General features: G+C 63.7%; 9 protein-coding genes. 3 read left to right on the top strand and 6 right to left on the bottom strand.

The features are described 5' to 3' along the window. Positions 1-718: 718 nt before the first annotated feature. Together ACLRGI_RS12265 and ACLRGI_RS12260 are read right to left on the bottom strand one after the other, a co-directional pair. Entirely contained in the window at positions 719-1,891 is a 1,173-nt protein-coding gene (locus ACLRGI_RS12265) for an MFS transporter (protein WP_419201923.1), read from the bottom strand. Next, positions 1,888-2,550 (bottom strand): GntR family transcriptional regulator, encoded by a 663-nt coding sequence (locus ACLRGI_RS12260; RefSeq protein ID WP_419201922.1) that lies wholly within the window; start codon positions 2,548-2,550, stop codon positions 1,888-1,890. Before ACLRGI_RS12260 ends, ACLRGI_RS12265 begins: the two co-directional genes overlap by 4 nt. Before the next feature lie 292 nt (positions 2,551-2,842). Between ACLRGI_RS12260 and ACLRGI_RS12255 the strand changes: the two genes are divergently transcribed. Further along, positions 2,843-6,361 carry a discoidin domain-containing protein gene (locus ACLRGI_RS12255; protein WP_419201921.1) on the top strand — a complete coding sequence of 1,173 codons (3,519 nt, stop codon included), beginning with the start codon at positions 2,843-2,845 and terminating at the stop codon, positions 6,359-6,361. A gap of 67 nt (positions 6,362-6,428) precedes the next feature. Here the strand turns inward: ACLRGI_RS12255 and ACLRGI_RS12250 are convergent, their stop codons facing one another. From ACLRGI_RS12250 to ACLRGI_RS12235, 4 genes are all read right to left on the bottom strand, one after another. Continuing rightward, positions 6,429-7,229 (bottom strand): GNAT family N-acetyltransferase, encoded by an 801-nt coding sequence (locus ACLRGI_RS12250; RefSeq protein WP_419201920.1) that lies wholly within the window; start codon positions 7,227-7,229, stop codon positions 6,429-6,431. Between the two features lie 72 nt (positions 7,230-7,301). Then, complete coding sequence (locus ACLRGI_RS12245; protein WP_419201919.1) at positions 7,302-9,233, bottom strand: DUF2264 domain-containing protein; 1,932 nt, start codon at positions 9,231-9,233, stop codon at positions 7,302-7,304. Further along, positions 9,233-10,381, bottom strand: coding sequence for a LacI family DNA-binding transcriptional regulator (locus ACLRGI_RS12240; protein WP_419201918.1), 1,149 nt, complete (start codon positions 10,379-10,381; stop codon positions 9,233-9,235). The genes ACLRGI_RS12245 and ACLRGI_RS12240 overlap by 1 nt, the downstream gene beginning before the upstream one ends. Continuing rightward, positions 10,374-12,353 (bottom strand): heparinase II/III domain-containing protein, encoded by a 1,980-nt coding sequence (locus tag ACLRGI_RS12235; RefSeq protein WP_419201917.1) that lies wholly within the window; start codon positions 12,351-12,353, stop codon positions 10,374-10,376. The genes ACLRGI_RS12240 and ACLRGI_RS12235 overlap by 8 nt, the downstream gene beginning before the upstream one ends. A 162-nt stretch (positions 12,354-12,515) precedes the next feature. On the opposite strand from ACLRGI_RS12235, the gene ACLRGI_RS12230 reads away from it, so the two are divergent. After that, positions 12,516-13,529, top strand: a complete 1,014-nt coding sequence (locus ACLRGI_RS12230) for a hydroxyacid dehydrogenase (protein WP_419201916.1) — start codon at positions 12,516-12,518, stop codon at positions 13,527-13,529. A gap of 70 nt (positions 13,530-13,599) precedes the next feature. Next, positions 13,600-14,880, top strand: coding sequence for an ABC transporter substrate-binding protein (locus ACLRGI_RS12225; protein WP_419201915.1), 1,281 nt, complete (start codon positions 13,600-13,602; stop codon positions 14,878-14,880). Positions 14,881-15,016: the final 136 nt, after the last annotated feature.

Raw genomic sequence — 15,016 nt, 5'->3', positions numbered from 1 at the left:
GAGCGCAACTAGCTCGCACTAGTGGTCTTTCCCAGCGCTGGGAACAACCACTAGTGCCAGTCAGTTGGGTTCGCCATGGACTGGTTTCTAACGGACTCTGACGACAGGACTGGACACCCCGCGCCGTCGTCGTTTCAGGTCATGCAGCCCACCAGCCAGGATCGAGACACCCATTGTCACTCCGACCACAGGATTAATAATGATGGCGAAGGCAGCACCCATAAGTGATGCTCCAGCTACTACCGCAAGATGTGCTTTCACGCCGACTCCCCGTCTTTGCCTGTTGCCCCGTTCCCAAACACAGTCATGGCAGTTCGGGGCAATCTGATGTTAGTAATCTGCACGTCGTCCTCAACGCCGAATAATCGTCTTCCAACGCCATTGAGGTACACCCAGATTCCACTGCCGTCGGGCATGACATCTTCAATCCGCCCAGCGTGAGAGACTTCTGGGCCCAACTGCACTTCGACTTCGTCACCCGGCAGAAAGTACTCCCAGGCCCTGAAGCAACGCACCGGTAGTGCGTCCGGGTCCAGCGTCTTGAAAACAGTGCTTTTCTCCACTGAAAAATCCCCTCACTTTCCGCTTAACCAGCAGTGTGAAGGGGCCTAGGAACATGACGCGAAAACGGCACTCCTGTGTTGATTTGCCGATTACGTGCAGCAAGAGGGAATTGCGTCAATCCAGGGTGGATGCAGTCACCCCCGCGTTGGGACAGCTAGTCGTCCAGCCGAACCCCGCGCAGCAACAACATGGTTCCACCCACGGCAACCGCCGACGCCAGGAACACGCCCGCCGCCCCAAGACCCACGGCAACTACTCCGATGACGCTCGGCAGGACCACCTGGCCCACCCTGTTTCCGGCCAGCCGCAGGGCCAGCGCACGCCCGCGTTGGCCTTCCGGGGCCTGGGCGGAGAGCCAGGACATGGTGAGCGGCTGGCCGATTCCAAGGCCCAGACCGAGGAATGCCATGACGACAAAGAGCAACCACTCCGGCATGGGGATGGCTGCCACACCGAGCGACACTGTAGAAATGGCGAGGCTGATGATGAGGAGCTTCATGCGACCCAAGCGGCGGGACACACTGCCGAGTCCGAGCCTGGACAGCATGGAAAACAGCGCCCGAACGGTCAGCATGAGGCCAACGGTTGCCGCGGTCAGCCCACGTTCAGCGCCCAGTGCAGGCACGTAGACAACAGTCAGGTCCACCACGGCCAGGACGGTGGCGCTGGTTGCCAAGGCACGCACCACCCCGGGTGTCCTGAGGAGTGCAGCCGCGCTTCCCTTCGGTCCTCCCTTGGCGGCGCGACTACCCCGGCTGACCTTCGAGGAAATCACGAACGTGGCCAGGAACAGCACCAGGCTCATGGCCGTGGCGAGCAGGAAGATGGCCTGCGTATTTGGGCGCACCGCAGCACCGCCCACCAAGGAAATGGCCAACGGTCCCAATGCCTGTCCCAAGGACGCGGCAAAGGTCAGATACCCAAAAGCGGAATCCAGCCGGGACGCTGCCGCATTGTTCGCGACCACGGCCTGCTGCCCCACCACACACGCCAACTGACCCGCACCCAGCAGCGCAGTCCCGGCCACCAGCGCGGGAACTGAGGTTCCCCACAACAACAGGAACGCGGAACAACCCAGCACGACGGCGGCCCCGATCGCCATGAGCCTGCGCTCACCGAGGCGGTCCACCAGTCCACCGATGGGCAGGGCGAGCAGCAATGGAAACACGGCATAGCTGGCGGCAAGAAGGCCAAGGGCGAACCCCGGAACGTCCAATTCGAGTGCCCGGTACGTGGTGGCGGGGCGGACCAGGAAAGTGACAGCCTGGATCAGGGCCGAGTGGATCAGCAGTGCGGTGGACGAACGCCGTCCGAGTTCCCCGATCATTCGACCACGAGGCCGGTACTTGAGATGACTCGCAAGGTCTCATCACGGGCGCCGATTACGTGATAAAAAGCCACTTTGGCTGCCTTCTCCGCATCTTTGGACGCAATGGCTTCGACCAAGAGCCGGTGATTGGCAAGTGCTTCATCCCGACGCTCAGGGGCGTTGTTGGTGAAGTACCGGTACCGCTCAACCTGGCTGGCGATCTGCTCATGGAAACGCTGTGCCCAGGAGTTTCCGGCGATCTTGGCGATTGCGGCGTGCAGTGCAACGCCGTACTTCATCGCTTCATCGGGGAACTCAACCATCGCAGCGTTCCGGGCTACGATGCCTCTGAGCTCCTCAAGATCCGCCGCGCTCGCGTTGGCGCAAGCCTCCCGTGCCATCAAGGATTCCAGGGCAGCGCGGACATCGTACAGCTCTGAAATCACTTTCTCATCCAGGGCGGGAACTACCACCCCGCCGGTGGGCTGCTGCTCGAGCAAACTCTCCGAAATCAGCCGCCGTATAGCCTCGCGGAGCGGCGTGCGGCTGACCTGCAAATCCGCCGCCATCGCTGGTTCGTAAAGACGCTCCCCCGGCTTGAGTTCCAGGCTCAGGATCCGTCGTTTCACTTCGGCGTAGGCAACGTGCGCCCCTGTGTTCCGTGTGTGTTCTGCCATGTGATGCTGTCCTGCCAACCACAGAGTGTACTTGTATACATCTATACAAGCAGCACGGCCAGTCCAAGCGCAACAAAAGCAACGCGGGGTCACTTATGCGCCCCTTTCAGCGCTTCAAAGGGGCCATAAGTGACCCCGCGTTGCTTGAATGCAGGTGACCACTTCCGACTGACTGCGAACGAGCATGTTCGAGTCCCTTGTTGCCACTTCAGGAGCCTCATAGTGTCGGCTTGCCAGGCCTTTCCGGATGCCGGGCAAGCACCCAATGACACCCCGACGATGAGGTTCACCCATGGCGTTTACCGCTCGAAGAATCCGAAGGCCCGTGGCAGTGCTCGCTGCCGCCGTAACAGCAGCCGCCAGCCTTGCACTCATGCCCGCAACGGCACAGCAAGCACACGCAGACGACGCAACCGCCGTCACCATCACTCCCAACCCGGCCAGCCGGGGCGAAGCCTTCGAGGGCTGGGGCACCAGCCTGGTCTGGTTCGCGAATGCGACGGCGGGATACTCCCCGGAGCTGCGTGAGGAGCTGTACCAGAAGGTCTTCGGGGAGGACGGGCTGAACCTCAACATCGCCCGCTACAACGTCGGTGGCGGCAACGCCTCGGACGTCGCTGACTACCTCAATGATGGCAGCGCTGTGGAGGGATGGTGGAAGCCTGTCGCTGAAGCCCAACCCGGCCAGCCGGCGTCGAACCTTTACAACCCGGATGGAAGCGTGGACAAGACGCAGGCCAACAAGCTCGCGTTCCTGAACGAGTGGGACCCGGAGGACCCCGCGTCCTACAACCCCGACGCCGACCAGAACCAGCGCTGGTGGGTGGAGCGCCTCGCCGCGGACCAGCAGATCACCCGCTGGGAAGCTTTCAGCAACTCCCCGCCCTGGTTCATGACGAAGAGCGGATACGTGTCCGGCCAAGTGAACACCGCCAAGGGCGAAAACCTCCTGCCCGAAGCGGAAGCCAAGTTTGCCGCGTACATGAGGCACGCCGTCGAACTTCTCGAAAAGGGAAGTGGCATCACGGTGGACACCATCGATCCGTTCAATGAGCCGAACTCGGGCTACTGGGGCACGGACATCAACGCCGCCACCGGCAAGCCGCCCACCACGTACACCCAAAAGCAGGAGGGCGCGCTGATTTACCCGGCCGCCCAGGACCGCGTGACCAAACTCCTGGCCGGCGAACTGGCTAAGGGCACAACCGACGCCGTGATTTCCGCGATGGACGAGACCGATCCCAGCAAGTTCATGACCAACTGGAACGGCTACAGCCAGGAAGCCAAGGATGCGGTCTCCCAGCTGAACGTCCACACCTACGGCACCAACGATCGACGGCGGGTCCGCGACCTGGCCGGCTCCACGGACAAGCCCCTGTGGATGAGCGAAGTGGGCGGATTCTGGACGGGCAACCCTGCCCTCGGCGATTCCACCAGCGGCTGGGACCGCTCCAACATCACCAACGGCCTGGGCATCGCAGGCCGCATGGTCAACGATCTCCGCGAACTGGACCCCAACGCCTGGGTGTTCTGGCAGCCTGTGGAGGACACGTACAAGCAGGAGAAGGCCGACAAAGGCTGGGGCTCCATCTACGTGGACTTTGACTGCAATTACGAGGGCCGCGAAGGCTTCTCCAACCGCCGTATCAACGACGGCGCGCCTCAGGAACAAGCCAAATGCAAGGTCCTGACCAACCAGAAGTACAACACCACCCGTAACTTCACGCAGTACATCCGGCCCGGCGACTTCCTCATCCCGAACGACAACGCCAAGACCGCCAGCGCCCTCCGCGCCGACGGGAATGGCGCCACGCTGGTCCACTTCAACGACACCCCGACGCCGGAAAAGGTCACCCTGGACCTCAGCCGCTTCGGCCACATCGCGCCCGGCGCCAAGGTCACACCCGTGGTCACTACCAAGTCGCCGCTGGATGATATTGAGAAGAATGCCCTCGTGCAGGGCGCGCCTGTGGCAGTTGATGCCGCGGCGAAGTCCGCCACGCTTGAGGTTCCTGCAGCATCCGTGGTGACGTTCGTCGTCGACGGCGTCAGCGGAGTTTCGGACGACGCCGCACCTGTGCAGGACGGCCACAGCTACCACCTCAGCGGTGAGGCGAGCGGCAAGTACCTGACGGGGCGTGCGGATGGAACCGCCTCGATTGAGGACGTGGGCGCGGACGCTGCTGGTGTCGCGCCCCAGATGTGGACGTTCAACGCGGTAGGTGCTGGTGACTTCGCGAACGACCGCCGTTGGGTTCTGACCACTAAGGACGGCAAAGTGCTCACCGGCAACGGGGGTGTACTGAACGGCAGCCAGAGCGGTGCGGCTTCCCTCGCTTCCCTGACGTTGGATCAGGCCAAAGCCACTCCTTCTGCACAGTGGATTGTGACTACCGAGAACGGCAAGCAGTGGTCCTTGGTGAACGCCGGGGCCGCGATTGCCCTGCAGGTTTCGGGCAACCAAACTGCCGCCGGCACGTCCGTAGCGCTGGCTTCCTCCACCGGAACCACGCCCACGGCTACGGCCAACCCGCATCAAGCGTGGGCCTTTACAGACATTGCGGATCTGAAGCTCCTGGGAGTCTCGCCCGTTGAACTGAGCACGCTCACCGGCGTGGCACCTACCCTGCCCAGCACAGTCACTCCGCTCTACGAGGCAGGTCCGGGCAAGCCCCTGGCCGTTAACTGGTCCACCGTTGATCCGGCTGTCTGGCAGAAGGAAGGGAAGGTGACGCTCCGCGGTTCGGGCGTCGATCCCTACGGGCAAGCGTTCAGTGATGCCCTCCTGACGGTGACCGTCGGCCAGTACGTGGCCACAGATCCGGCCTCGGTGACCGTGGGTGCTGGTTCTACTTTGGCTGAAGTCCAGGCTGCTGCGCCAACCTCCGTCCCCGGACAGATCGGTGACGGCCCGGCCCGTAATCCGCTCCCGGTCACGTGGGACTTTGCGTCTTTGTCCGAGTCGGCGCTGCAAACTGTTGGTTCAGAGACGGTTCCGGGTAATGCGGGCTCACTGCCGGCGAGCCTCACAGTGCTGGTAGTGGACCGGGTTCCGAGCAGCAACATTTGCAAGGACGATCCCACCACAACTGTCACGGCGAGCTACACCGAGGGCTCCTACATTGCCAAGAACACCTGCGATGCCAACGCCTCCACCCGCTGGTCCAACTGGGTCAGTGGCGGCCGGGCCAGTGACAGCCTGAGCTACTCCTTCGGCCGCGACTACACTGTTTCCTCGGTGACTGTGACCTCCGCGGAGAAGGCGGCGGCGAGCCTCAAGGTCCAGTACCTGGATGCTTCCGGAGCCTGGAAGGACACCTCGGCTGGAACAATCACTGGACTCTCTGTTTCCTCCCCCGCGACGGTCCGCTTCGACCCCGTAACCACCCGCGGGATCAGGGTTTCGTTCGTGACCACGGGCTCGTACACGAAGATCGCTGAGGTGGCTATCGCCGGATCACGGCTGGCTGACGCCGGACTGGCCGACCTCGGCCGGCTCCTGGTCAACCAGGCCTCCGTTGTCGGCTTCGCTCCCGGAACCACCGACTACCGGGTGCTGGCGACGTCGGCCACTCCCGCCGTCGTCGGCTACCCCCTGGACACGAACGCCAAGGTGACCGTCCAGCAGCCCACGGCTGGGAGCCCGACGGCGATAGTCACCGTGACCGCGCCGGACGGCACCGCTAAGGAATATCGGGTGACGGTGTCCACGGGGAAGGACGCGTGCAAGAGCGAGGGCTGGAAGACAAGCCCGCAGCCCGTGTTCACCAACCAAGGGCAGTGCGTGAGCTACTTCGCGACTCGTTCGTAGAGCCCTCCGCACCGGTTCGGGCCCCCTCTTGCTGAACGCGGGAGGGGGCCCAAGCGGCTTAAAGCGGTCAGTCACGCACCCAGCGGTATGGCGTAGTGGTTGAGACCTTGAGCAACCCCGAGCGTTCCAGGATTGACCGCGAGAACTCGGTGGAATCGCTGTGGATGAGCGTCTTGCCCATTTCGAGCGCGGCCTGGGCCCGCCGGGCCGTCAATGCCCGGTAAATCCCCCGGCCACGCCATTCTTCCCTCGTGGCACCGCCCCAAATCCCGGCGAAGATAGTCCCGGGCACGGGTTCCAATCGTCCAGCGCTGACAATCCTGCCGTCAGCTTCGGCCACCCACAATTGCATGCCATCGCCGAGCGACAGCCTTCGCAGCAAGGCCTCGGCCATCTCGTCTGAGACCGGCTCCCCGAAGACCTCATCCTGCATGGCGCCCATGGCTCTGACATCGGCTTCGTCAGTGACTTGCCGCAGGGTTACGCCGCCGGGAATTGGCACATCCGTGCTCAATGCTTTCGCTTCGCCGATCATGATCGACTCGGGATGATCCTTGGTGAAGCCGTTCTCGATGAGGGCTTCGTGCAAACCCGGCGCGTGGTCGTGGCCGCGGGATTTCCATTCCACCCTGGTGATCTCAGGATCTGCACGAAAATGCTCCACAGCCTCAGCCACGAGCTGCCTGACGGTGGACGCGTCCGCATCACCCAGGTCCTTGTACGTGACGAAACCCCGCCCCTTCATGAACGTCACCAAACGCAAAGGGCCGTGCAGGGTGACCTTGAGGGCGCTGGGGGTCTCGGCGTCGGTGCGAAGGTTCTCATCGTAGGCGGCCAGGAATCGTGCGCGCTCGTCGGTTTGGTTCATCCCGCGAGCCTACTGCAGGGGTGGGCCCCGCCGATTCGATGGCTTGCTGCTCGTTAGATGGTAGGAGCCGTCTTACGGGCAGCTACGCATCGAAATGGGCTCAGGACCCCGAGCGAGTCGCCCGAGGTCCACGGAAGCACCATCCGGGAACACGAAGCGTCCCTCGCCCGGCCCTTCCCCGGCAACAAACGTGACCCCTGCTTCCGGCGCGGCACCTCCATCACCGGCGAGGACCACGACGGCGGCGTAGTCGCCGTCGTGCGCGGTGCCCGAGGTGCCCACCCACGGAATGGTGAGTTCGGACCCCATGGGGTGGGCATCGGAGCGGACCAACGTCCCGGCAGCATCCAACGGCAGGCCGAAGCCCGGCACGGCCAGGACAGTGCTGACCTCCGAAGACGCAGCATCAACAGGCCAGCCACCGATCCGCACCGCAGGCCCCGAAGCACCAGCACCAGCACCTGAAACACTTACCAGCCGCAACTCAACGGCCCCACGCGTCGCGGAAAGCACCGTGACGGACGGCCCCTGCGTTGCAATGCCGGCCACACCGCTGCCGTGATCCGGACCGGCGTCGGGATCCGGTTCGATCCAGTGGGCAGTGAACCGGGAAGCGCCCACCTGGATGCCGTGCTCGGAGAACGAGCCAAGGTGCTCGAACCCTGTCCGATGCGTCAGCCGGCCGGCGGAGTCAACGAAAGTTACTGCGTTGTCCACGGATTCCGGAGTGAGGTCCGGGAACGTGTGCGTCGAGTATCCGATCCGTGCATACAGCGGGGAATCAGCCACCACAGCGCCAACAACAGCATGATCCGTGGCATGGTTCCGGATCCGGACCACGCCATCGGCCCGGGTCCCGTCAACCTGCCACCCTGGGGCCGCGATCAGGCGCTGCGTGTCCGCGATCTCTACGGGCAGGGGTTCCTCAACCGAGGTCCACACCCGGTGGTCCGCAGGCAACGCCAGGCCCAACATGCCCTTCGCGGCCCAGTACGGAGACCCCGCGCCGGAGTAGGCCTGCTTCATTCCAGCGAATTCGCCGTGCCAGCCGATGGACAGGAGGCCCTCCGGAGTGATGGAGCCGTGCCGGGTAAAGTAATCCAGCATCCCGGAGGCTGCCCGGCGCGCCACACCAGGCGAAAGCCGCGTGTGCCCGGACAACTCCCCCACCCAGAACGGAGCGGCGGCCGCGAACCGGTAGATCAGGCTGCGGCCTTGGATGAGCGGGGCCCCATTCGCGCCAACAAGGAAGGCGGCGTCGTCCAGGAAATCAGCCAACCGGTCGCCGTCGACCGTCTTGCGCGCAGCCACCCGCGGATCGGAGGGCGCCATCATGGCCCACAGCTGCGGATACACCTGGAAGGCCCAGCCCACGTAGTGGTCGTAGGCACGCTCCGGTCCGTCGGCGAACCAACCCCCGCCCCGGTACAGCGAGTCGTGGATGGCGAGCCCGGCGTCGATGTCCTCGTCCGAATACCGGCCCCCAACTGAGGCGAGGAAGGTCTCCACCACAATCTGGAACCACACCCAGTTGATGGGCGGATACTCCTCCCCGATCACGGTCTCGAACCAGGCGATGAGTTGACCCTGGACGCGTTCGGGGAGCTTGTCCCACAGGACGTCGCGGGTCAGCGCCAAACCAACAGCCAACGACGCCGCCTCAACCTTCGCCTGCCCCAGCTCACCCGGCGTCGGCCACCGGTCAGGATTGGCCGGGTTGGTTCCGGCATCGAGGCCGGCGGCGTACCACTCCGCGATCCAGCCGGTGGAAGCGGGGTCGCCGGCAATCCTGAAGGAGGCCAGCAGGAAGGTCCGGGCGAATGCTTCCAGCGAATCACTCCGCGGGCCGTATCGGCTGTTGGCTCCGGGCAAGTGGATGTTGGCGTGGTCCTCTGTCCCAAAGTGATGGGCCGAACGCAGGAGGTGATCCGCGTACGCAGTCCAGTGCTCGCGGGTGAGGCCGGTATGCGGGGACAGTTGGTGGTCCAAGGGCGGCAAGAGCATCAGAGCGAGTCCTCCAGCAGCACTCCGGCAAACCCACGTGGCGCCCCAACAGAGGACTCCCGCACAATGAGTTCAGGGTTCAGGTCTATACGGTGCACAGGGCGCATCCTTCCTTCGGCCAGGCGGGCGGCCATAAGCTGCACCGCCACTTTGCCGACGTAGCTCTTGGGCGGCCGAACGGCGGAAATCGCGGGCTCGGCGAGGTAGGCAACTTCGTCGTCGTATCCCACAATCGCCATGCTGCCGGGGACGTCAACCCCGCGGTCCACACAGTGCTGCACGAACGCCACGGCCTGTGTGTCGGAGTGCACCAGCATGGCCGTAGTCCCCGAAGAACGGCAGAGGTCCAGGACGTGGTCAAAGTGCTTGGCGCGGTCCCCGTTGTCCAGCTTGACCGAGTCCTCATGGATGGATTTTTCCAGTGGGATCTTCAGTGCGGCCATGGCCTGCTTCCAGCCCCGGACCACGTGCGGACTGGTGGGACTGGTGGAATCGGTGAGGCATCCGATCATCCGGTGCCCCTCCTGCCAGAGATGCCGCACGGCCATTCCGGCGCCGAACGAGTGATCCGTAGCCACCCACTCGAGCTTGTGCGACGGGATTTCCAACGGTGCCCGGCGTTCGGCCATGATCACGGGAATGGGCAGGGCGTTGAGCCAACGAAGCAGCTCCTTGCCGTGCGCTCCACCCATATCCGGCGCGACAATCAGGCCATCAATGTTCTGGGTATCAAGCAGCGCCTGGACCTGGCGGCGGTTATCGGCGGCATCGTAGGCGGAGCCCCGGACCAGGATGCGAAGGTTCTGCACTTCAGCCTCGCCGCGTGCCCCCGAAATGACCTGCGGCCAGTAGTAATCCAACGACGGAACCACCATGCCGATGGAGTAGCTGTGTGCCGACGGCCTCCCCGCTGCCACGGATCGGTCCAGGGGGCTGGGGAGGGTCGCGCCGCCGTGCACACGGGACACCAATCCTTCGTCCGCAAGAGTGTTCACGTCGCGACGGATGGTCAGTTCGCTAACGCCCAGCTTCGCGGCGATGTCCCGGACAGTGATGGCCCCGTGCGCCCGCAGCTCCTCCATGAGCCGCTCACGCCGTTGCAGGGAAAACAACGACTTCCCGGCTTCTGGGCTGGATTCGTTAGTCATGTGTGGCCTCCACTGTGAGGGTGAATGCGCCGGAAGCGCGGGATTCTTCGGGCATGCGGAACCGGAGCCGGGTGAGCTTGTGGCCCCAAACGTCGCTGAGGAGCGGATCGTCCAGGCGCCATTCGTCCACGAGTACGACGGCGGTCGCCGGCTTCCAGCGCAGGTGCAGTCCCACGGGGCTGGTGACTGTCGGTATTCCGACAGTGGTGATGGTCGCCGTCGCGTCCTCTCCCACGCGGACGGTTCCGGCGACGAGGTAGGTGATGTCGACGTCGTGCGTTCCCTCAGGTGGGCGTGCGGGCAGGTTCCAGCGATCGTCAATGACCACCGATCCACTTTCCCGGTTCATCAGGGACGTGCGGATCCATTGCTCGGCGTGATCCAGGCCGTAGGCAGCGCCGAGTCCCAGGGCGAGGGTCGGTTCCTCGGCGGTGGGTTCCTGCAGAACGGTTGCCGCAAACGACCGCCCGGTCCCCTGCTCCAGTCCGAACGGCGCAGGCACGTTGTGCCACGCACTTTGCATGGCCCGGATCCGGTAGCGATCAGGCCCGAACGTTTGCGCGGTGTAGGTGGGCTGGCCGGCGTCGACCAACAGCGGCACCCCGTCCACTGCAACCACCACGGAACCGACGTCGCGGTGGTTGTGGTGCTCGCCGTTGTGTCCGCCCTTGGCCGCGAGCGTGAGCCCATCGGTGGACCCCGGACTTTGCCGTGCCACCATGATCTGGACCGATGGCAGGTACGTCCCCCAACTGGGTCGCAGATCAGGTCGTTTTGAGGGCTCAGAACGGCCTGATCTGCTACCTAGTTGGGTGCGGGAGGTCAGTTGGGTGAGGACGCGGCCCAGACCGGCTGCCGCGTTGGGTACGGGTTCGATGGCGGCAAACGTTGCGGCAAGCTCGACGGCGTCGGAATCCCCCAGCCGGACAGCCCAGCGGTGCAGCATGTCCCATGGCAGCCCTTCATGGGCGCGGGCGGGACCATCGGCGACGTTCAGGAACCATCCGTGTCCAAGGTGCATGCGATGCGGGAAGGCAACAAGCGCACGGATCACGGGCAGGTCCGGGTTAAGCACGCCTCCGCTTGCTTCCTCCAGCAGGGCCAGGCCTTCCAGCGCACGCCCGGCCCCGTTCCACCAGTAGGCGAAGCCCTCATCAATGGCACCGTCGGGCGGAATGGAGGCCAGGAAACGGTCGACTCCCTCGATGCAGCGGGCAACAACCTTCGCCTGCAACGCGGGATCGTCCACCAGCAACAGCGCTGCCACGATGATGTTCGAGTGTATCCACGGGTTCCAGTTGTGGACGTCCCCGTTCAGCCCCAGCCAGTGCCAGTCGAGCCGGTACAGGAACGGCTGGATTACACGTTCCTGTGCCTCGAGGCGGATACGCGAGCGCAGTCCGGGGGCGCGTTCGTCCAGCGCGGTGCCCAGTACATGGTCCAACCAGGCGAGCTGTGCCACCACTTCCCCTGCGCCGAGATCCAGGTAGGGGCGGGTACGGTCCGGGACCACATCCCCGGCGCGGGTGAACACGTCGTCGTGCGCGGCCCAGCTCCACGAACTTTGCTCGCACAGGAGGTACGCGCCGTCGATCACTTCATCAATCCAGCCGTCCCGGGCATCGGGATCGGTCAACGCCGCCATCACGACGGCGCGCGTCAGCCTCTGCTGTCGGCCCGCCACGAGTCCCTCATAGGCTGTGCGGTTGCCGTCGCGGAAGTAGCGCGCATAGTGCGAGACCAGCGGTTGCGGCCAGGGACTCCCCTTCTCCGTTTCCGCTTGGGCGCGCAGCTCGGAAAGGGAGCCGGCAGCAGCGGGCTGCCATCCGGCGTCGGACGCTTCACGAATGGTGAGCCTGTCACGGGAGCCGCGGAGCGAGTCCACCAGGGAGGGTTCAGCGGCCAACTGACCCCATGCGTTTTGTAATGGATAAAGAAGTGGCGCTTCGACGGCGGCGGTGCCGGTTGCCATAGGGATTCTTCTCTCATTTGTTCGAGTCTGAACGTTTTAGATCAATCTCGATTGAGTCGAACGAACTGTCTTGTTTATGAGTATGTACTGATTATTAGATGTGATGCAACACATAAATCACGGTCGAACAGGCCAAAGAAAATCCGAAGGGAGGATCCCTCAATGTCGCTCAAGCCCCAGGCACTGCTGGTCATGAATAGCGGAACCTTTGCTGACCAGTTCGATTCCACGCGACTGGAGCGGCTGGCTGGACTGGTGGATCTCGGTGACCAGCCCTGGACGGATTCCCTGGACGCACCCGAACTCGCGGGCCGCTTGGAAGAGGTGGAGATCCTCCTCACCAGCTGGGGCGTTCCGCGGCTCAATGCCGAACGGCTGGAGCGCATGCCCAAGCTCAGGGCAGTTTTCCACTGTGCAGGAACAGTGCGCAGCTTCGTCAGCGAGGAACTGTGGGACCGTGGCATCACCGTCACCAACGGCGCCGACGCCAACGCCATCCCGGTGGCCGAGTTCACCTTTGCGTCCATCGTCCTTGCAGGCAAGAAAGCGCACGTCCTGGCCAATGATGCCCGCACGTTCCGGGAGGACTGGAGCTACATCAGCGGGCGTGGCGAAGTGGGCAACATCGGCAGGGTCATCGGCGTCATCGGGTTCTCCCGGATCGGCCGCCGCGTGGTCCAACTGGTCCAGCAACTCCAGGACGTCACCTGCCTTGTCAGTGATCCCTACGCCGATCCCCTGGAGGTGGCGGCCGCCGGTGGCAAGCTGGTCCCGCTGGAGGAGCTGCTTCCGGTATCCGATGTTGTCACCATCCACGCCCCCGCCCTGCCGGAAACCCGCAACATGATCAGCACAGCGGAACTCCAGGCCATGAAGGACCACGCGACGCTCATCAACACTGCACGCGGGTCCCTGGTTGACACGGCAGCCCTCGAAAAAGAGTGCGCCACCGGCCGGATCACGGCACTCCTGGACGTCACCGAACCCGAGCCGCTACCAGCCGAATCCATCCTGTATGACCTCCCCAATGTGATCATCACCCCGCACATCGCCGGTTCGCTCGGGACTGAAACCCGGCGAATGTCCGATGCCGCCTTGGATGACCTTGAACGGTATCTCGCCGGCAAGGACCTCCTGGCCCAAGTAGTCCACGCGGACCTCGGACTCAGCGCCTAGGCCCGCAGAACACTTCGATACAAACGCCGCACTTACGGCAAACTTAAAACCAGTACTAAAGGAGAACGCAATGAAGCGCACAACCCTCGCCGCTATCGCCCTTGCGGTGACTGCAGGGCTTGGACTCACCGGCTGCGCAGGCGCAGCCGGTCCATCCGAACAACCGGCAGCCAACGGGAAGACCAAACTCACCGTCTCAGTCTGGAACTACGAGGGCACGCCCGAGTTCAAGGCCCTCTTTGACGGCTACGAGGCCGCCAACCCCACCGTGGACATCGAACCCGTGGACATCCTGGCTGATGACTACCCCCAGAAAGTCACCACCATGCTGGCCGGCGGCGACACCACTGACGTGCTCACCATGAAGAACGTCATTGACTACTCCCGCTACGCCAACAACGGCCAGCTTCAGGAGATCAACAGTGTGGTGGACAAGGTGGGCAAGGACAACCTCGCCGGCCTTGACGCCTTCAGCATGGACGGCAAATACTTCGCTGCCCCCTACCGCCAGGACTTCTGGCTCCTGTACTACAACAAGGACCTGTTCAAGGCAGCCGGCATCGAAGAGCCCAAGGACCTGACCTGGGAGAAGTACACCGAGATCGCCAAGAAGCTCACCACCGAGGCCGGGGGCAAGAAGGTCTACGGCACGTACCACCACATCTGGCGTTCAGTAGTCCAAGCCATCGCAGCAGCCCAGAACGGTGCTGACCAAAACAGCGGAGACTACGGCTTCATGGAGGACCAGTACAACACCGCACTGGACCTGCAGAAGGTCGGCGCCACCTTGGACTTCGGTACGGCAAAGAGCCAGAAGACCAGCTACCGCACCATGTTCGAGACCGGACAGGCAGCCATGATGCCCATGGGCACCTGGTACACCGCAGGCATCCTGCAGGCCAAGAAGGACGGCAAGACAGCCGTCAACTGGGGCTTGGCTCCCATGCCCCAGAAGAACGACGACGGCAAGGTCACCACATTCGGTTCGCCCACCGCCTTCGCCGTGAACAAGAACGCCAGCAACTCCGATGAGGCCAAGAAGTTCATCGAATGGGCAGCAGGAGAACAAGGTGCCAAGGCGATCTCCAAGATCGGCGTCGTCCCCGCCCTGCAGAATGACTCCATCACCGCTGAGTACTTCAAGCTGGACGGCATGCCCACCGACGAGCTCTCCAAGAAGGCCTTCACGCCGGACACCACCGAATTGGAAATGCCTGTCAGCGATAAGTCTGCCGCCACGGACAAGATCCTCAACCAGGAGCACGATCTCATCATGGTGGGCGAGCGCTCCGTCACCGATGGCATCGCTGAGATGGGCAAGCGCGTCACGAGCGAAGTCCTGGGCAAGTAAGCCAAAGGCAAGCAGCTCTCCCCGGTTCCGGTGCCGCACCCCCAAGAGGGGGGACCAGAAACCAAAACCCACTCTCCTCTCCCCCCCCCCCCACCCCCCCAACACTGACACCGGTCTGGGGGGGGTGTTGTGGGTT

Source organism: Paenarthrobacter sp. PPS72 (assembly GCF_048537125.1).
Taxonomy (GTDB): domain Bacteria; phylum Actinomycetota; class Actinomycetes; order Actinomycetales; family Micrococcaceae; genus Arthrobacter; species Arthrobacter nitroguajacolicus_E.
The sequence above is the reverse complement of the archived record's forward strand: the minus strand, read 5'-3'. Positions and strand labels throughout refer to the sequence as shown.